We start from the raw sequence: 18,557 nt of genomic DNA, 5'->3' as shown, positions 1-18,557 counted from the left end.
GGTTTCACAGGTGCCGGGTCTCTGCCGGCGGGTGTTGCCAGTCGTTGTCGCGACCGTTGCTGTAGCGCAACGGTGCGGTGATCAGCGCCTGCGGTTCGACGTCGTCCAGGCACGCCAGGTTGATGCTCAGGAAGTCGCCGCCGAGCACGTCGAGGTGACCCCGCCCGAACGGGTGCACGCCGCAATGGCGGCAGAACAGGTGATGCATCGAGCGCGTACCGAACTGGTAGTCCGACAGCGCCCCTTCGCCGCGGATCAGGCGGAACGCATCGGGCCGCACGATGACGCCCCAAGCCCGGGTCTTGGTGCAGATCGAGCAGTTGCAGCGACCGGTGCCCTGGGCCAGGTCGATGTCGGTCTCGAACGCGACGGCGCCGCAGTGGCAGCTGCCGTGATAGGTGGTCTTCATGCGGATGCCTCCATGGAAGGTTCGCCGCGACGCGCCACCGTATGGCCGCGCAGCAGGGATCGGGGTGTCGGCGCCAGGCGCAGCAGCTGCGGCGGTCCGGCCAGTCGGTGCGTCCACGCCTGCAGTGGGTTTTCCTCCGCCTCGGCCAGCAGCATCGCCGGCCACGGCGCGATGGCGGCCGGCGGATCGAACAGGCCGAACCAGACGAACACCGGCTCGTTCTCCCGCACCGGCAGGCGCGGAAAGTTGTTCGGCGCCGTCTCGCTGAGGCCGCTGCCGAGCACCCGCAGCCCGCGCGTGGCCAGCCATGGCCGGACCTCGTCGTCGAACGCACGGGCCAGCGCCGCACCGACCAGGGCGTCGACCGGGCAGACCATGGCCGCCAGCCAGCCGGGAGGCCCGGCACGGCCCGGGGCCGGCCGCTGCGGTCCCGGCAGGTCGAACGGCTGCCAGGGGCGCAGCAGCAGGACATCGTCCGAATCGATCATGGTGGCGTTGGCCGCATCCCGGTGGCCGCGCCAGACCGGGCCGTCGTAGAACGCGGTCAGCGCCCGTGCCCGCGTCGCCATGTCGGCAAAGCCGCGCAGCCAGACGAAGCGGTCCGGATCGTCCAGGTCGCGGAACTGGCCCGGCAGCACCATGCCCAGCGCCTCCTGCGATTCCACGAACTCTCGTTCGAACAACTCCACCAGGCGCTCGCGCTGGCCCGCGCGCAGGGTGTACTGGCGAAGCTCCAGCACGCCGATCGCCGGCGCGCTCATGGGCGGCTCCTTCCCTGGCGAAGCAGCAGGGCCACCAGTGCGAAAAGGTGCGCACGCTTCGGGTGCGCCGGGTCTTTCGTGACCACCTCGCGCGGTGCCTGCATCCAGTGGCCTTCCGTCAAGGTACCGCGCAGCCGCAGCGGGCCGTAGGCACGAATCACGCGATCGAACCGGGTGCTCATGCCACCGCCTCCTCCACCGGTTCGCCCACGCACCAGGGCGGCAACTGCGCGTGCTTGAACAGGCGGTACCAGTGTTCGCGGTCGCTAGGGTTGTAGAGGTCGAGCGTGCGGATCACCTCGCGGGCGAATTCGACGCTGCCCAGGTGGCTGGCGGTGATCACGCCGCCGTCGCTGACCGCCAGCACCTCGCTGTCGTACTGGCTGGCGCCGGCATATCCGGGTATCTGGGTGAGCTGCCCGGCCCAGTTTCCGGTGTGGCGGCAGTCGTCGAGCAGCCCGGCACGGGCCAGCGCCAGTACGCCGCTGTCGATGCCGGCGACGGGCGCCCCGCCGGCGTGCACCTCCGCCAGCAGGTCGACGGCGGACTGCCCTTCCCCGCGCTGCCACAGATGGCCGCCGGGGACGATCACCAGCGCGGCGCGCCGCCGGTCGACTTCGGCCAGGGTGGTGTCGGGCTGCACGGTCAGCCCGCCCATCGAGGTCACGGGCTCCGGACCGAAGCCGACCGTCCGTACCTGCCAGTCGCCCGGGCGACGCACCTCGCACAGGGCGAGCGCGGCCTGCCAGTCGGCGAAGCCGTCGAACACCAGAACATGAACCGTATCGCGCATGGACTTGCCCTCCGTGGGTGGAGCGCAAGCATGGTCCCGGGCTGCTGCCAACGTGCTGTCAGCAGCCTCTCTGAAGGAAAATTTGTCGCCTCAACGGGACTCAGTGAACGTTGATGTTCGATTGGGACAAGGTTCTACCTTCTCTGGTCCATGCACGCAGGCGATAGCGACCGGGGCGCAAGTAGAGCCGGGTGACACTGCCCGCGCTGAAGAAGGCATATATGTCGGCCGGTGAGGCGTTGTTCGGCTCACCGATGTAGTGCGCATCCACTGCGCAGGGAAGCTGGTCTCGACACAGCCGGGTATCGATCGGATAGGCGTGACGAAGGCCGCCAAGTTCGAGCCACGCTGGACGAAACATAACGTTCGAAGCCTTCGGATAGACGTAATGGCCATCAGGCTCAAGCCGTACCGGTTGGGGTGGCACATTCGAAACATTGCCGAAGGCCTTAATACTCAGCATAGGTGGGGAGATCACGCTTATGTCATACAGCTCGGGCTTCGCTGACCAAAGGTGACCAGTTTTCCTGTCGACGAGGACTTCCGGTACATCCGAGGGAAACCGCTTCACCAATTGGTGATAATCGTCATCGCTCCAGTCAACGTCTAGGAACTGAGCCTGATCGATTGATAATGGATCCGAGCCAACCAATTTGGTCAGGATCATAGCCATCGGTTGAACTTGGCCGAGTCGCCCGATCGCTTTGTCAACGTGCGCGTAGCCTCCGGCAACGACGAGACGCGCTTGAGGATCCTTGGCGAATACACGATCGTATAGATTCTTTGCCTGCCCCACCTCGCGCGTTTCCACATCGGCCCCGGCCTTGTCGTAGTCGTAGTGCACCAGCTCGAAGCCTAGGCGGACGGCCTCACGCACGATCTCTCCGTACAGCGGCTCCTGGAGATACTCGGTACCGCTGCTGCGCAGCGGATACCCTCGTTTGGCCAAGCCAGGATCTTTCCCCAGCGCTTCGATGGCCAGGTAGGTGAAACCAAGTGCCCGCAAGCGCGGCAGCAATTGCAGCGTCAAGGCCCTGGTCTGCGCGTTATGGTGCACCTCGTTGATCATTACGATTTTTCGATCCGAGGCCCGGTTGGCGATTGCATCCAGCGCATTAACACCCTTCCAATTGGAAGCATCAGGGAGCACGAGCCCTTCGATCGGACTCATCTTTAGCGGAAAAGCAAGAACAGCCTGGGTATAGAGGCCAAGTTCGGAGAGCGCGAATGCGCTCATTTGCCCGGCTAGGATGCTGTTGGCTCTGGAGAGACGCGGACCAATTTCTTGAAGATATAGGTATCGATCCAAGGGATTGGGTTGCTTGCCGAGCTCGTGGAACATGCGCACTGCCGCCTGATCATAGGTCTGCCCATGAACGCCCGCGGTCACGATGAACGCGACACCACAAAGAAAGGTGCGGAAGCAACCAGGGGACATGGCGACGACCGTAGAGGTGGGTGGTCATCAGTCTGCGCGTGATCCACGGACATGATAAATATCCATGGCAGCTTTTCGGTGTAGGGAACGACTTGGCATCCGAGCAGCTGGCGCGCTTCCGACTCGCACGGGACAATAGCGGTCCTCTTTTGCCCCGGAGACGCCATGAAGCCCGTTTCGCTGATCCAGTTCCTCATCGAGGAACGCCGCGCCGGCCACATCAACGCCGAGCTGTCGCTGCTGATCGAGGTGGTGGCGCGTGCCTGCAAGCGCATCAGCGTGGCGACCAACAAGGGCGCGCTCGGCGGGGTGCTCGGCATGGCCGCCGGCGAAGGCGATGCGGCCAGCATCAACGTGCAGGGCGAGGCGCAGAAGAAACTGGACGTGATCTCCAACGAGATCCTGCTCGAGGCGAACGCCTGGGGCGGCCATCTCGCCGCCTGCGCCTCGGAGGAGATGGAGGATCCGCAGCCGATCCCCGACATGTACCCGAAGGGCAACCACCTGCTGCTGTTCGATCCGCTGGACGGCAGCTCGAACATCGACGTGAACATCTCGGTCGGCACGATCTTCTCGGTACTGCGCTGCCCGGACGGCGTGACCGAGCCGAAGGCCGAGCATTTCCTGCAGGCCGGCACCGAACAGCTGGCCGCCGGCTACGTGGTATACGGACCGGCCACGGTGATGGTGCTGACCTTCGGCCACGGCACCCATGAGTTCACGCTGGACCGCGAGGTGGGCAGCTTCGTGCTCAGCCGGCGCGAGATCCGCATCCCCGAAGCCACCGGCGAGTTCGCCATCAACATGTCCAACCAGCGCCACTGGGAAGCGCCGATGCAGCGCTACGTCGGCGAGCTGCTGGCCGGCAGGGACGGCCCGCGCGGGCGCGACTTCAACATGCGCTGGGTCGCCTCGATGGTCGCCGACGTGCACCGCATCATCACCCGCGGCGGCGTGTTCTTCTATCCGCTGGACGCCAAGATCAGGGCCCAGGGCGGCAAGCTGCGGCTGATGTACGAGGCCAACCCGATGGCCCTCATCGTCGAGCAGGCCGGCGGCGCGGCGACCACCGGCCGCGAGCGCATCCTCGACGTGCCGCCGACCGGCCTGCACCAGCGCGTGCCGGTGTTCCTCGGTTCCCGCGAGGAGGTGGAGCGCGCGACCCACTACCATCGCGAGGTCGACGGCCTGCGCGGCTGAGCGCATCGCGCGGACGCCTCGCAGGGGTTTGCGAAGCGTCCGCGGCATGGCTTGCAGCACTTGGAGCCGCGCCCCGGGCGCTGCTAGGTTCGAAGGCTTCTCCGCCCGCTGAGAGCGCCACCGATGTCCCGAGTCTCCCTGCTGCCGCTGGCCCTGCTGGCCGGCCTGACCCTGCCGGCCTTCGCCGGCACCGCACCGGTCGATCCGCGCATCGACCAGCTGCTGACCGAGCTGGGCAAGGTGCGCGGCATCCACGGCGCGCAGCTGTCGCCCGACGGTCGCCAGCTGGCGTGGGTGGTGGACACCGACGGCCAGCCGGCGGTGATGCTGGCCAAGACCAACGGCCGCGACACCCACCGGCTCAACACCCGTGATGCGGCCGGCAGTTGCCGGGAATCCAGCATCGCCTGGGCGCCGGACTCGCGACACCTGGCTTTCTTCTCCACCTGTGCAAGCGTCGGCGCGAGCAAGGGCCACCCGGCCTTGGTGGTGGCCGACAGCCGTGGCACGACGGCACCGCAGAAGCTGGCCGCGCTGGACGGCTACGCCCACGCGCTGAACTGGTCGCCGGACGGCCACGAGCTCGGCTTCCTCTACGTCGAAGGCGCCACCCGCGCCGCCAGCGCGGTGGCCGCGGCCAAGCCGGCCGCCGGCGAGATCGGCGTGGACGGGCTGGAAGTGCAGCGCGTCGCCGCGGTACCCGCCAGCGGTGGCGCCGTGCAGATGCTCACCCCGGCGCCGAGCTATGTCTACGAATTCAGCTGGTCGCCGGACAGCCACCAACTCGCCTACGTCGCCGCGCCGGCCCCCGGCGACAACAACTGGTGGATCGCCAAGCTTTATGCCCAGCAGGCGAAGGCTGGCGCCGAGCCCCGCGCGCTGGTCGACACGCGCACCGTGGAAGGCCCGCTGCACGGCTTGCAGATGGCGCTGCCGCGCTGGTCGCCGGACGGGTCGCGGATCGTCTTCATCGGCGGCCTGATGAGCGACCAGGGCGCAACCGGCGGCGATCTCTACGCCGTGCCGTCCGCGGGCGGTGCGGTCACCGCGCTGACCCCGGGCATCAAGGTCACCCCGGTGTGGTTCGGCTGGACCGGCGCCAACCGCCTGCTGGTGGCGCAGATTCGCAACGGCCGCAGCGAGGTGGCGCCGTATGCCATCGACGCCACCCACGCCACGGCGCAGGCGCCGCTGTTCGCGCTGGACGCCAGCATCGGCGACGGCACTGCCGCCATGGGGCTGTCGCTGTCGGCCGATCATTCGAAGATCGCCTTCGCACAGAGCTCCTATGCCGCCGCGCCAGAAGTGCATGCCGGCAAGCTCGGCCGCACGCCGCCGCCGGCGGTCACCGCGAGCAACGCGGCGCTGAAGCCGTCCTGGGGCAAGGCCGTGTCGGTCGAGTGGGACAACGAGGGCCGCCACGTGCAGGGCTGGCTGCTGTACCCGGCGCACTACGACGCGAAACAGTCCTACCCGATGATCGTGAACGTGCATGGCGGTCCGGCCAGCGCGGTGCTGCCGCGCTGGCCGTCGGTCGGCTTCGGCGGAGTGCCGTTCTCGGCGCTGGATTACTTCGTGTTCATGCCCAACCCGCGCGGCAGCTACGGCCAGGGCGAGGCCTACGTGCAGGCCAACCGCAAGGACTTCGGCTACGGCGACCTGCGCGACATCCTCGCCGGCGTCGACACCATCGAGAAAAAGCTGCCGGTGGACGACAAGCGCCTGGGCCTCACCGGCTGGAGCTACGGCGGCTTCATGAGCATGTTCGTGCCGACCCAGACCCAGCGTTTCCGCGCGGTGGTGGCCGGCGCCGGCATCTCCGACTGGCAGAGCTACTACGGCGAGAACCTGATCGACCAGTGGATGATCCCGTACTTCGGCGCCTCGGTGTACGACGATCCGGCGGTGTACGCGAAGAGCTCGGCGATCCATTTCATCAAGCAGGTGAAGACGCCGATGCTGATCGTGGTCGGCGACCGCGACGCCGAATGCCCCGCGCCGCAGTCGTTCGAGATGTGGCACGCGCTGCGCACGCTCGGCGTGCCGACCTCGCTGGTGGTCTACCCGAACGAGGGCCACCATTTCGTCGACCCGGCGCACCAGCGCGACGTGCTGCAGCGCGCGCTGATGTGGTTCGAGAAGTACCTGCCGCCAGGCGCCTGAGCCGGCTCCGGCCCATTGGGAAATCGAAAGGGCGGGTCACACGACCCGCCCTTTTTTTGCGTGCGCAGAGGCGTCCCGGCGCGACCCTTCCGGGAGTCACGCTTGACGATGACCCATGTGTATTGATGTACTGATACACATGGACGCATCGCTGCTCACCATCCAGCCCGGCTCCGCCGAACCGATCTATCGCCAGATCGTCGAGCAGCTGCGCCGCCTGATCGCCGGCGGCCAGCTCGCCGCTGGCGACCTGCTTCCGTCGGTGCGCGAGGTCGCGGCGTTCCACGCGATCAACCCGATGACCGTCTCGCGTGCCTACGGCATGGCCGAGTCCGAAGGCCTGCTCGAGCGGCTGCGCGGCAAGGGCATGGCCGTGGCGGCGACCACACGGTCGACACAGACGCAGGCACAGCGGCTGGCGCTGCTGGAACCGCAGCTGCAGGCGCTGGCGCGACATGCCCGGGAACTGGAACTGCCGGCTGACGTCGTGCTGCGTCGGCTTGGCCGCCTGCTGGAGGACTGAGATGCTCGTCGATGTCGCCCTGACCGGACTGGTGGGCTGGCTGTTGGTCGTCGAACCCCTGCTGGGACGACGCGCCTCGTTGCGACTGGGTCGCGCGCTCGATCGCGGTGAACCGGATGCGCGCACCCGGTTCCTGCTGAGGTGGACGTGGCAGGGCTGGACCCTGGTCGCGGTGACGCTGGCGATCGCCTTGGGTGTGGCCGGATGGACCCCGGCACAGCTGGGGCTGGCGTGGCCGCAGGCTGCCGCCGGACTCGATGCCGGCTTCCTGCTCGGCATGACGGCATCGATGGTGGTCGGCGCCCTGGTCGCCGCCATCGGGCTGCGCGTGGTCGCGCGACGACGCGGCAGCGCCCGTCCGACGCCGACGGCGGCACCCACGCCAGTGCTCCGGATCTTGCCGCGCACCGGGCGCGAGCGGCTGGCCTTTGCTGCCCTGGCCGTAACCGCCGGCGTCGGCGAGGAGATCGTCTGGCGCGGCTTCGGCCTGGCGGTGCTGCGTGGCTGGCTGCCCCACGTCGGACCGGTCACGTACGTGCTGCTGCTCGCCGTGGCCTTCGGCTGGGCCCACCTCTACCAGGGCCGCGTCGGGGTGATCGTCACCGCGTTGGTCGGCGGCGTGCTCGCCGCGATCTATCTGGCCAGCAACAGCTTGCTGGTGCCGATGGTGCTGCACGTGCTGCTGGATCTGCGCGCCCTGCTCATCCGCTTGCCACCGGACGATCCCGCCACGGCGGCGACCGGTTCATCCACCAGGGAGGTTTCATGAACGCGATGCTCAAGGACGCTGCCAACCGGCTCGATCCACCGCTGGCGGCCCGCGGCCTGGGCCACGGCTACGAAGGAGCCACGGTGCTGCGCGGCATTGATCTCGATGTCGCTGCGGGCAGCGTGCTGGGCCTGATCGGTCGCAACGGCGCCGGCAAGTCGACGCTGCTGCGGGCGCTGCTCGGCCTGCTGGAACCGACCACCGGCGAGGCGCGGGTGTTCGGCAAGGCGGCCCTGGCGATGGACGACGGCATCCGCCAGCGGATCGCCTACGTGCCGCAGCAGCCCGAGGCACTGGCCTGGCTCACCGTCGCGCAGATGTTCGACTACCTCGGCCGCTTCTACCCGCGCTGGAACCACGCGTTTGCCCGCGACACGCTGGCGCGCTGGCAGCTGCCGGCCAACAAGCTGCTCGGCAAGCTTTCGCCGGGCGAACGGCAGCGGGTGGAGCTGGTGCGCGCGCTGGCCAGCGAGCCGCAGCTGCTGGTGCTGGACGAACCGGCGGCCGCGCTGGATCCGGTGGCGCGCCGCGAGCTGCTGCGCGAAATCGCACTGCGCGCGTGCGAAGCGGGCATCACGGTGGTGTTCTCCACCCACATCGTGTCGGACCTGGAGCGGGTGGCGTCGGACATCGCCTTCCTGCACCTGGGCAGGCTGCTGCTGCACTGCCCCGTGGACGACACCAAGGAACGCTACGCGCGCCTGTGGCTACCGGCACGGCTCGGCCCGCACGCGCCGGCGTCGACGCTCGGCCGACGCAGCCATGCCGATGGCAGCGTCAGCGTGGTGATCGAACGCGATGCCCACGGTCGCTGGCCGGATGAGGCCGCGCAACCCGGCGTGCGCCTGGACGTGCTCGGGCTGGAGGATCTTTTCGTGGAGATCGCGGAGTGAACGCCGCGACGGTGCTGCTCACTCCCTGGCGCGCTGCCCCGGTCGGGACGCGCCGGTTGATGGCCGCCTTCTATCTGCTGGCCTGCATCGCCGGGACCCTCATCGCGCTGTTTGGCCACGCGAGGACGCCCTGGCTTGCGGTGGCTCTCGTCTACAGCGTCGGCCTGTTCGCACCCTGGGCGTTTCTTTTTTCCGGGATGGTCCTGCTGGCCAAGGACGCGCGGCAACTGCGGGTACCGGCACTGGAACAGGCCGCCGTGGTGGCATTGTTCGCCTACGCGCTCGCCATGCTGCTGCTGCCCACCGCCGTTTTCGCGCTGCTCGGCTGGCCCTGGGCGAAGCCGATGATCGGCTGGTCACTGGTGATGGTCGGCAGCTTTGCCTTTGCATTGCTGCCGCGCTACATCGCGGTGTTCATTGGCTTCCTCCCGACGCTGGGCAATGCCCTGGCACCCGGCTGGCCGCGGCTGTTCCCGCATGCCGGCGGTGGGCCCCTCCTGGTGATGGCGCTGCTCGTGCTGCTCGCGGTGGCCGGCTGGCGTTGGCGTGGCTTCGTGCACGCACGGATCAGCGAGCAGGGGTGGTCGTCGCCGACGGTGGTGCAGCTGCGCTACGGCAGCTGGGGCGCGTGGAGCCAGATGCAGGCCTCGGGTCGCAATACCCTGAACCTGGGTCAAGGCGGCGGCAACGTGGCCGGCTGCGGTCCGTCCCGGCCGGTCCGCAGCCTGCGCGTGGGGCTGGGTGGCTGGTATACGCCGCGCAGCTGGCGCTGGCATGTGCAGCAGCTGGCGTTCATGAGCGCGCTCCTGGGCGTGCCCACCCTGGCCCTCTGGCTGGGCCATCTCCGCGCCGGCAGCGGAGAGGATCACGGCAGCGTTGCAGCCCTGCTCGGGGCGTTTTTCGGATTTGCGGGGGTGGCCAGTCCGATGGTGTGCCTGCTCAGCTGGGCGTGGCTCAGTCGCCGGTGGCAACGGGTGAACACGGAGCTGCCGATGCTGGCGCTGCTGCCGGGTCTCGGCTCGGCGCAGGCGCGGCGGCAGGCCCTGCTGCGGGCCGCGCTGCAGCGTCCGCTGGCCGCGCATGCGGCGTGCTTCGTGCTGGTGCTGGCGGGCAGTCACTGGATGCCGGACGCGTTGCCGGTGATCGGGTTGCAGGCGGTGGCCGTTGCGGTCGGCACGCTGACCAGCATCGCGCTGGTGCTCGACGTGCTCGGTGGGCGACCGCACGGGCTGTGGACCGCAGGCCCGCTGCTCGCGGCGATGTTCGTACTTCAGATGGCGAGCCTGGTGATCGGCACCCTGCTCGGCAGCCACCATGCGCCGGGCCACGCATCCGCCCTGCTGGCGGGGCTGCTGGTTGGCGCGGGACTGCTGGCCGGCTGGTCCGGGCACCTGGCGCGGGCCGGATGGCGCGCGCTGGCGGCGCGGCCGCAGCCGTTCGTGGCGAATCCGGCATGAGCGGCGGATCGACGGGTGGTCGGCCGCCGGCTCGCGCCGCGGGCGCGCGGCTTACCGCGCGTGTGCTGGCCAAGCGGTTCGGCCTGCCGCTGCGCGTGGCGCAGGAGATCGAGATGACCGCGATCTGGCGCGCAGCGCGGCGATCGTGGATGTGCTGGAGCGTGCTGGTGCTGGGCCTGGCCGGTACCGTCGGGCTGGTGATCGCCGGCGGTGTGGCGCGGGGGCTGGGCGGGGTGCTCGGCCCCATGGCAACCGGCGTGGCCTGGCGGGCGCTGGGCCGCACCCTGGCGGCCCCGGCCATGCGGGCCGAGGCGGCCCGTCGCAGCGCGTCATCGGAGGACCCGTGATGCGAGGGCCAACTGATCCGGCCTGGTTGGCCGCGACCTATCGTCTGCGCCTGCCGGTGGCGCGCGCCTTGATCCGCGATCACCTGGCGCGGCAATGCCGCCGCTTCTGGCTGCTGGCGTTCGTTGCCGGGACACTCTGGCTGGTCGACATCACCGCGGCTTTCCGCCTGCTGGCGATGCCGGGAATGCTGCGCGGCCTGCTGCTGCCATGCGCGCTGCTCGCGTTGGGGTTCCATGTCTGGCTGGTGCAGCGCGCGGCGCGCGGCGCGATCCTCGCCGAGGCGGCACGGCTGACGCAGGATCCAGTGGCCCGGAAGGGAGAATGAAGCGATGCGATGGTTCACCACCCGGCGCCTGGTCCGCACTTACGGTATCCGCTGGACCGAGGCAGAGCGGATCGTGCGCGAGGAGTGTCTGCGTTCCGGCAGGGGGCGCACGGGGCTGGTGCTGTCACTGATCCATCTCACCGGACTGGGCTGGCTGCTGTTCGGTGCCCACTGGCTGTTCCCCAGCGTGCAAGGGTGGATGCGGATGGGGATCGAATCGCCCGGCCTGCTGGTGTCGATGATCGTCATGCTCGTGCCGCGCCTGCTTGCCCGCGACGCCATGCGGGCGCGTGCCGAGGCGCTCGCCGCAACCGGGGATCGTTCAGAACAACTGCCCCTGCGGTGACGACGGGCGCGGCGGCACGAAGCGGGTGGTGTCGAGCCGGAGATCGCGCGCGCGGCCGAAACCATGCTTGCGACAGGCGACCTCGAAGCGCCGCCTGAGCAGGTCGGCGAACACACCCTGCCCGCGCATGCGGGTGCGGAAGTCGCTGTCGTAGTCGCGGCCGCCATTCATCTGCTGCACCAGGCTCATCACGTGGGCCGCGCGATCCGGCGCATGCAGGGCCAGCCACTCGCGGAACAGGGTCTTCAGCTCATACGGCAGTCGCACCACGGTGTAGCCGGCGCAGGAGGCGCCCGCGTCGGCGGCCTGTTCGAGCACCGCCTCCATGTCGCGATCGTTGAGCGCGGGGATGATCGGCGCCACCAGCACGCCCACCGGCACGCCGGCCCCGGCCAGCGCGCGGATCGCCCGGATCCGGCGGTGCGGGGCGCTGGCGCGCGGCTCGAGCTTGGCGGCGAGGTGGTTGTCCAGCGAGTTGACCGACACGAACACCTGCACCAGGTTGGCCTCCGCCATCGGCGCGAGCAGGTCGAGGTCGCGCTCGACCAGCGCGTTCTTGGTGACGATCGTGCACGGGTGCCCGCATGCGGCCAGAAGTTCCAGCGCGGCGCGGGTGAGGCGCCAGCGCTTCTCGATCGGCTGGTAGGGATCGGTGTTGCTGCCGATGTTGATCGGCTCGACCCGATAGCCGGGCTTGGCCAGCTCGCTGCGCAGCACTTCGGCCAGGTTGCCCTTGGCACGCAGCCGGGTCTCGAAGTCGAGGCCCGGCGACAGGTTGAGATAGCTGTGCGAGGGTCGGGCGAAGCAGTAGATGCAGCCGTGCTCGCAGCCGCGGTACGGGTTCATCGCCTGGCTGAAGTGGATGTCCGGCGAGTCGTTGCGGGTGATCACGCTGCGCGCGCGCTCCTCGGTCACCTCGGTGCGCGGCCGCGAAGCAGCGTCATCGAGCAGCGCGCTCTGCCAGCCGTCGTCCTCGGCCTGACGGCGCACGGTCTCGAAGCGGCCTTCCGGGTTGGAGGCCGCACCGCGGCCCTTGTGGGCCCGGGGCGAAAAGGGGTCGTTGACGTCGGACATGGGGGCAGCCTGGAGGACAAGCATCTCACCGCGCGCGACCGGTTTGGCACAACCGGATCGGGGGGCACCGCCCGGCCAGGAAGCGGGTTTATGATCGGCGCCACCACCGGGGCGCGGCACCGGGTCGACGAGGTTTTCCTCTCATGCGCTGGCTTTGGCTGACCGGAACGATGTTGGCTTTCGTGCTGTGCTTCACCCGCCACGGGGGCGGGGCCATGGCGATCTGGCTATTGCTGGGCCTGGTCGGACTGCTGGGCACCGGGCTGGCCTTCGCCCAGGCCCGGATCAGCTCCAGCGCCCGCGCCGAATCGCTCTCCAGCTACGACCTGCAGCGGCTGCGCGAAGGCAAGCCGCCGCTCGGCCATGACTGAGCGATCCCCCCGTAAAGGAAAAGCCACGCCTCGAGGCGTGGCTTCTCGCAGGCACGACGGCGGACGGTCGACGCCCGCCGTGGCCCCGGCTCAGAAGTTGTACTTTGCGCTGAGCGAAACCTGGTTGGCCTTGGTGGTGGTGGTGGCCGTGGGATCGGCCGCCGACGTGCTGTCCAGCTCCGAGTACATGTACTCCAGGCCCAGTTCGTACGCACCCGAGGTGTAGATCAGGTTGAGCGCGGACTGCCGGTTTTCCAGTCGGCCGACCGAGCCGTGGCCCAGCCAGGCCACCACGTCACTGCGCTTGGGCTTGCTGTAGCCGTAGAACGCGTTGGCGCTCCAGTTCGGCGTGAACTTGTAGCCGGCCTGCAGGAAGCCGCCGTTCTCCTTGATGTCGCCGAACTGCACCAGGCCGCCGAACACCTGGCCCATGCCCTTGCCGGTGTACACGTTGCCCTTGAACATCCAGTTGCCCGGATGCCAGTTGCCGCCCACCTCGAAGCCCTGGCTGTCGATCTTGGTGGCAATCGGCGTGGCGGCCGTGCCATCGACGCCGCGCAGGTCGATCTGCGAGTAGTGCGCCACGAAGTAGGCCAGCCAATCCTTGTCCTGCACGTGCAGGCGCGCCTGCAGCTGCGGACGGAACCCGGCGTTGCCGCCGGTGAGGTAGTTCACGTTGTCGCCGGGGCCGTTCCAGGAGCCCTCGAAGGCGCCCAGGTCCAGTCGCCACTTCGGGCCATCCGAACCGTGGTTCAGGTCCTGCATCATCACCACGCCCGGGAAGCGCCAGCCGATCATCCCGGTGCCGTAGCCGAGCGGGAAGGCGATGTGGGTGATCGAGGCCGGCACGTTGTCGAGCGGGAACAGCAGGTCCCACTGCTGGCCAACGCGGATCGTGGTGCCGCTGGAGGCGTTGGCCAGGTCCATGTAGGCCTGGCGCAAGCGCGGCGTCGGCTGCGACAGCGAGTAGGCGCCGGTGCCGTTGAAGCCGCCGAAGAAATCCATCTCGATTCGGCCGCCACCCGACCAGTTCTCGTTGAACTTGGCGCCCTTGAAGTCGAGCCAGAAGCGCGTGTTGCGCACGTCGAAGCCACTGGTGTTGCCGTGCGAGCCGGGCACCGGGAATTCAGCGTTCTGGCCATTGCCGAAGGTGAAGCTCTTGTCCTGGCTGAACGCGGTGGCCGAGACGAAGCCATGCAGGGCCACCGATACACCGGGCGCGCTGCTGAACGCCGACGGGGCCGGCGGCGGGGGCGGCGGCGTGCTGGCGACCTTCTCGATCTGCTGCTGTTGCGCCTGCTGATTGCCCTGGATCTGCTGCAGCGCCTCGCGCATCTGCGCCAGTTCCTTCTGCTGCTCGTCGAGCTGGGCCTGCTGCTTCTCGATCAGCGCCTGCAGCGCCTTTACGTCGGTCTTCTGCTTGGTGGCGGCAAACGACGGACCGGCCACCGCCAGCCCGAGCGCGACGGCAACGGCGAAGAACATCGGATTTCTTTTCATGGCTTGTATCCCCGGATGGAAGGACCGGTATCAGTGGGCTCGCAACCGGCGGGTAGCGCTCCGACCGTTATCGATCGCAAGTGGCGAAACATTAGGAGCACGTTAATCGCGGACTTTGCCCCGGTGCATTACGACTTTCGTCGCGCTGCACCGCCGCGCAGAAAGCTGCGGCATCGACCGTGGCCAGGCCGGCGCCGACCTCCCTCCCGGAGAGGTCGGTGCCGGCATCGCTCAGTCGTGGATGGAAACGTGCTTGGTCTCGTGCAGGAACAGGCCGCCGATCACCACGCTCATCGCCGCAATGATGATCGGGTACCACAGGCCGGCATAGAAATCGCCCGTGGCCGCCACGATGCCGAACGACACCGAAGGCAGGAAGCCGCCGAACCAGCCGTTGCCGATGTGGTACGGCAGGCTCATCGAGGTGTAGCGGATACGGGTCGGGAACATCTCCACCAGCCATGCCGCGATCGGGCCGTAGACCATGGTCACGTAGATCACCAGGATCCACAGCAGCAGCATCACCATCGGCTTGTTGATCATCGCCGGGTCGGCCTTGGCCGGGTAGCCGGCGGTATTCACCGCCGCGCCGACCTCCTCGCCGAACGCCTTGACCTTGGCGGCGAAGTCCGCCTTGGCCATCTGCGAACCGTCGAACGACGGGAAGTCCTTGCCACCCACCGACACCACCGCGACCGTGCCCGGCGCCGCGGCGACGTTCTCATACGGCACGCCGCGCTTGGTCAGGAAGCTCTTGGCCACGTCGCACGAGCTGGTGAACACCTTCTTGCCGATCAGGTCGATCTGCACGTGGCAGTCCTTCGGATCGGCGGTGACGCGGATCGGTGCCGACGTGCTGGCCGCCTCGATCGCCGGGTTGCCGTAGTGGGTAAGCGCCTTGAAGATCGGAAAGTAGGTGAGCGCGGCCAGCAGGCAGCCGGCGAGCACTACCGGCTTGCGGCCGACGCGGTCGGACAGCCAGCCGAACACCACGAAGAACGGGGTGCCGATCAGCAACGCACCGGCGATCATCAGCTGGGTGGTGGTGGCATCGATCTTCAGCGTGTTGCCGAGGAAGTACATCGCGTAGAACTGGCCGGCGTACCACACCACGGCCTGGCCGGCGGTGGCACCGAGCAGCGCCAGGATCACCACCTTGAGATTGCCCCAGCGGGCGAACGACTCGGTCAGCGGCGCGGTGGAATGACGACCCTCTTCCTTCATCTGCTTGAACGCCGGCGACTCGGACAGCTGCAGGCGGATGTACACCGACACCGCCAGCAGCACCGAGGACAGCAGGAACGGGATGCGCCAGCCCCACTCGTCGAACTTCGGACCCAGCGCCATCTTGCAGCCCAGGATCACCAGCAGCGAGATGAACAGGCCGAAGGTGGCGGTGATCTGGATGAAGCTGGTGTAGAGGCCGCGCTTGCCGTCCGGCGCATGCTCGGCCACGTAGGTGGCCGCGCCGCCGTACTCGCCGCCCAGCGCCAGGCCCTGCAGCAGGCGCAGTGCGATCAGGATCACCGGGGCGGCCACGCCGATGCTGTTGTAGCCCGGCAATACGCCGACCAGGAAGGTCGACAGACCCATGATCAGGATCGTGACCAGGAAGGTGTATTTGCGTCCGACCATGTCGCCGATGCGACCGAATACGATCGCGCCGAACGGACGCACCGCGAAGCCGGCGGCGAATGCCAGCAGCGCGAACACGAATGCGGACGCCTCATTGAGGCCGGAGAAGAACTGCTTGGCGATGATCGCCGCCAGCGAACCGTAAAGGTAGAAGTCGTACCACTCGAAGACGGTGCCGAGGCTGGACGCGAAGATCACCCGCCGATGGCTGACATCGAGCGAGGTGTCCGCGGTGATGCCGGTGGTGGCCATGCTGTATTCCCCTCTGGTAAGAACGGCTCCGCACCCTGGCGGAGATGGCGCCGCATCATCGCGGCCATGTGTCGGGACGGACCCCCCGGTCCGTGTGTCCCGTCGAACACGTGGTGCCGCCGAGCGAGAGACACGCCGGAGACAAGACGTCGCAGCGGTGGCAGGGCCGAGCATGGGGATGCTGCAATGCGCGCAGCTATTCGGCTTTGGTCGAGAATCGACGAAAGTCGAAGCGGTTCCACCGGGGTGCTGCACCGCGTCGAACGCTACACTCGGTCAACCGCGCGGGCATCTGCGTCCCGCGCCACGAAGCCATTCGAAGGAGCCCGTCATGTCCAAGGTCTATCCGGTCAATCCCGAATTCGCCGCCCACGCCCGGGTGAACCGTGAGGACTACGAGCGCCTCTACGCCGAATCGGTGAAGGATCCGGAGGGCTTCTGGGGCCGCGTCGGCCAGCGGCTGGACTGGATGAAGGCGCCGACGAAGATCAAGAACACCTCGTACGACCCGCACAACCTGTTCATCCGCTGGTACGAGGACGGCGCGCTCAACGTCGCCGCCAACTGCCTGGATCGACATCTCGAGAAGCGCGGCGACAAGACCGCGATCATCTTCGAGGGCGACGATCCGAACGAGTCGCGCCACATCAGCTACCGCGAGCTGCACACCGAGGTCTGCAAGTTCGCCAACACGCTCAAGCACCTGGGGGTGCAGAAGGGCGATCGCGTGGCGATCTACCTGCCGATGATTCCCGAGGCCGCAATGGCGATGCTGGCGTGCGCGCGCATCGGCGCGGTGCACTCGGTGGTGTTCGGCGGCTTCTCGCCCGACTCGCTGGCCGGGCGCATCGCCGACTCGCAGTGCAAGGTGGTGGTGACCGCCGACGAAGGCGTGCGTGGCGGCAAGAAGATCCCGCTGAAGACCAACGTGGATGCCGCGCTGGAGCGCCCCGGCACCCACAGCGTGGAGACCGTGGTGGTGGTGCGTCGCACCGGTTCGGCCGTGCCGATGCAGTCGCCGCGCGACCGCTACTGGCACCACCTCATGGACGGCCAGAGTGCCGACTGCCCGCCCGAGCCGATGGAAGCCGAGCACCCGCTGTTCATCCTCTACACCTCCGGCTCCACCGGCAAGCCGAAGGGCGTGCTGCACACCTCCGGTGGCTACCTGGTGTACGCCAGCTTCACCCACGAATGCGTGTTCGACCTGCGCGAGGACGATGTCTACTGGTGCACCGCGGACGTCGGCTGGGTCACCGGCCACAGTTACGTGGTGTACGGGCCGCTCGCCAACGGCGCCACCACGCTGATGTTCGACGGCGTGCCGAACTATCCCGACTACCGCCGCTTCTGGCAGGTGGTGGACAAGCACAAGGTCAGCCTGTTCTACACCGCACCTACCGCGATCCGCGCGCTGATGCGCGAGGGCGAGGCGCCGGTGAAGGCCTGTTCGCGCGCCTCGTTGCGCGTGCTCGGCTCGGTCGGTGAACCGATCAACCCCGAGGCGTGGGAGTGGTATCACCGCGTGGTCGGTGACGAACGCTGCCCGATCGTCGACACCTGGTGGCAGACCGAGACCGGCGGCATCCTGATCACCCCGCTGCCCGGCGCCATCGCCACCAAGCCCGGCTCGGCCACCCTGCCCTTCTTCGGCGTGGTACCGGCGGTGGTCGACGCCAACGGCGAGGTGCAGCAGGGCGCCTGCGAGGGCAACCTGCTGATCACCGACTCCTGGCCGGGCCAGATGCGCACGGTCTATGGCGACCACCAGCGCTTCGTCGAGACCTACTTCAGCGCCTACCCCGGCAACTACTTCACCGGCGACGGCGTGCGCCGCGACGAGGACGGCTACTACTGGATCACCGGCCGCGTCGACGACGTGATCAACGTCTCCGGCCACCGCATCGGCACCGCCGAGGTGGAGAGCGCACTGGTGTCGCATCCGAAGGTCGCCGAGGCCGCGGTGGTCGGCTGCCCGCACGAGATCAAGGGCCAGGGCATCTACGCCTACGTGACCCTGGTCGCTGGCGAGGTCGGGGACGACACCCTGCGCAAGGAGCTGATCGCCTGGGTGCGCAAGGAGATCGGCCCGATCGCCACGCCGGACTTCCTGCAGTGGGCGCCCGGACTGCCGAAGACGCGTTCGGGCAAGATCATGCGCCGCATCCTGCGCAAGATCGGCGAGAACGCGCCGGACCAGCTCGGCGACATCTCCACCCTGGCCGATCCCAGCGTGGTGAAGAACCTCGTCGACGAGCGGCTCATCAAGTGACCAGGAGCGGGAGCGCATTGGATGCGTT

19 protein-coding genes are annotated in these 18,557 nt (G+C 68.3%); 11 read left to right on the top strand and 8 right to left on the bottom strand.

Annotated features, from left to right (window positions below):
* Positions 1-4 precede the first annotated feature (4 nt).
* The 5 genes from ATSB10_RS14415 to ATSB10_RS14395 form a co-directional block, all read right to left on the bottom strand.
* Positions 5-409 carry a GFA family protein gene (locus ATSB10_RS14415; protein WP_063673453.1) on the bottom strand — a complete coding sequence of 135 codons (405 nt, stop codon included), beginning with the start codon at positions 407-409 and terminating at the stop codon, positions 5-7.
* Entirely contained in the window at positions 406-1,170 is a 765-nt protein-coding gene (locus ATSB10_RS14410; protein WP_063673452.1) for an NIPSNAP family protein, read from the bottom strand. Before ATSB10_RS14410 ends, ATSB10_RS14415 begins: the two co-directional genes overlap by 4 nt.
* Positions 1,167-1,352, bottom strand: a complete 186-nt coding sequence (locus ATSB10_RS14405) for a hypothetical protein (RefSeq protein ID WP_063673451.1) — start codon at positions 1,350-1,352, stop codon at positions 1,167-1,169. The genes ATSB10_RS14410 and ATSB10_RS14405 overlap by 4 nt, the downstream gene beginning before the upstream one ends.
* The gene (locus ATSB10_RS14400) at positions 1,349-1,963 is read right to left on the bottom strand and encodes a DJ-1/PfpI family protein (RefSeq protein ID WP_063673450.1); all 615 of its coding nucleotides are present in this window, start codon (positions 1,961-1,963) and stop codon (positions 1,349-1,351) included. The genes ATSB10_RS14405 and ATSB10_RS14400 overlap by 4 nt, the downstream gene beginning before the upstream one ends.
* Before the next feature lie 100 nt (positions 1,964-2,063).
* A complete protein-coding gene (locus ATSB10_RS14395; protein WP_063673449.1) occupies positions 2,064-3,401 on the bottom strand; it encodes a hypothetical protein in 1,338 nt (445 codons plus the stop codon).
* Between the two features lie 165 nt (positions 3,402-3,566).
* Here ATSB10_RS14395 and ATSB10_RS14390 point away from each other — a divergent pair, with 165 nt between their 5' ends.
* The 9 genes from ATSB10_RS14390 (at position 3,567) to ATSB10_RS14350 (ending at position 11,425) form a co-directional block, all read left to right on the top strand.
* Complete coding sequence (locus ATSB10_RS14390; protein ID WP_063673448.1) at positions 3,567-4,601, top strand: class 1 fructose-bisphosphatase; 1,035 nt, start codon at positions 3,567-3,569, stop codon at positions 4,599-4,601.
* Between the two features lie 123 nt (positions 4,602-4,724).
* A complete protein-coding gene (locus ATSB10_RS14385) occupies positions 4,725-6,764 on the top strand; it encodes a S9 family peptidase (RefSeq protein ID WP_063673447.1) in 2,040 nt (679 codons plus the stop codon).
* Between the two features lie 139 nt (positions 6,765-6,903).
* Positions 6,904-7,287 (top strand): GntR family transcriptional regulator, encoded by a 384-nt coding sequence (locus tag ATSB10_RS14380; RefSeq protein ID WP_063673446.1) that lies wholly within the window; start codon positions 6,904-6,906, stop codon positions 7,285-7,287.
* Between the two features lies 1 nt (position 7,288).
* Positions 7,289-8,056 carry a CPBP family intramembrane glutamic endopeptidase gene (locus tag ATSB10_RS14375; RefSeq protein WP_063673445.1) on the top strand — a complete coding sequence of 256 codons (768 nt, stop codon included), beginning with the start codon at positions 7,289-7,291 and terminating at the stop codon, positions 8,054-8,056.
* Positions 8,053-8,949 (top strand): ABC transporter ATP-binding protein, encoded by an 897-nt coding sequence (locus tag ATSB10_RS14370; RefSeq protein WP_063673444.1) that lies wholly within the window; start codon positions 8,053-8,055, stop codon positions 8,947-8,949. Before ATSB10_RS14375 ends, ATSB10_RS14370 begins: the two co-directional genes overlap by 4 nt.
* On the top strand, positions 8,946-10,406 hold the full coding sequence (locus ATSB10_RS14365; protein ID WP_063673443.1) for a hypothetical protein: 1,461 nt from the start codon (positions 8,946-8,948) through the stop codon (positions 10,404-10,406). The genes ATSB10_RS14370 and ATSB10_RS14365 overlap by 4 nt, the downstream gene beginning before the upstream one ends.
* On the top strand, positions 10,403-10,753 hold the full coding sequence (locus ATSB10_RS19415) for a hypothetical protein (RefSeq protein WP_157469267.1): 351 nt from the start codon (positions 10,403-10,405) through the stop codon (positions 10,751-10,753). Before ATSB10_RS14365 ends, ATSB10_RS19415 begins: the two co-directional genes overlap by 4 nt.
* A complete protein-coding gene (locus ATSB10_RS14355; RefSeq protein WP_157469265.1) occupies positions 10,753-11,079 on the top strand; it encodes a hypothetical protein in 327 nt (108 codons plus the stop codon). Before ATSB10_RS19415 ends, ATSB10_RS14355 begins: the two co-directional genes overlap by 1 nt.
* Positions 11,080-11,083: 4 nt before the next feature.
* Positions 11,084-11,425, top strand: a complete 342-nt coding sequence (locus ATSB10_RS14350; RefSeq protein WP_063673440.1) for a hypothetical protein — start codon at positions 11,084-11,086, stop codon at positions 11,423-11,425.
* Here the strand turns inward: ATSB10_RS14350 and ATSB10_RS14345 are convergent.
* Positions 11,402-12,499 carry a PA0069 family radical SAM protein gene (locus ATSB10_RS14345; protein WP_063673439.1) on the bottom strand — a complete coding sequence of 366 codons (1,098 nt, stop codon included), beginning with the start codon at positions 12,497-12,499 and terminating at the stop codon, positions 11,402-11,404. The genes ATSB10_RS14350 and ATSB10_RS14345 overlap by 24 nt on opposite strands.
* Before the next feature lie 143 nt (positions 12,500-12,642).
* On the opposite strand from ATSB10_RS14345, the gene ATSB10_RS14340 reads away from it, so the two are divergent.
* Positions 12,643-12,870 carry a hypothetical protein gene (locus tag ATSB10_RS14340; protein WP_063673438.1) on the top strand — a complete coding sequence of 76 codons (228 nt, stop codon included), beginning with the start codon at positions 12,643-12,645 and terminating at the stop codon, positions 12,868-12,870.
* A gap of 90 nt (positions 12,871-12,960) precedes the next feature.
* Here ATSB10_RS14340 and ATSB10_RS14335 read toward each other — a convergent pair whose 3' ends face one another.
* Together ATSB10_RS14335 and ATSB10_RS14330 are read right to left on the bottom strand one after the other, a co-directional pair.
* Complete coding sequence (locus ATSB10_RS14335; RefSeq protein ID WP_236886430.1) at positions 12,961-14,370, bottom strand: porin family protein; 1,410 nt, start codon at positions 14,368-14,370, stop codon at positions 12,961-12,963.
* A 231-nt stretch (positions 14,371-14,601) separates the two neighbouring features.
* Positions 14,602-16,257, bottom strand: coding sequence for an MFS transporter (locus tag ATSB10_RS14330; RefSeq protein ID WP_063673436.1), 1,656 nt, complete (start codon positions 16,255-16,257; stop codon positions 14,602-14,604).
* Between the two features lie 331 nt (positions 16,258-16,588).
* On the opposite strand from ATSB10_RS14330, the gene acs reads away from it, so the two are divergent.
* Positions 16,589-18,529 carry an acetate--CoA ligase gene (gene acs, locus ATSB10_RS14325; protein ID WP_063673435.1) on the top strand — a complete coding sequence of 647 codons (1,941 nt, stop codon included), beginning with the start codon at positions 16,589-16,591 and terminating at the stop codon, positions 18,527-18,529.
* Positions 18,530-18,557: the final 28 nt, after the last annotated feature.

It is taken from the genome of Dyella thiooxydans (assembly GCF_001641285.1).
GTDB lineage: Bacteria > Pseudomonadota > Gammaproteobacteria > Xanthomonadales > Rhodanobacteraceae > Dyella_A > Dyella_A thiooxydans.
Note: the sequence above shows the minus strand (reverse complement) of the source record. Positions and strands in the feature narration are given on the sequence as shown.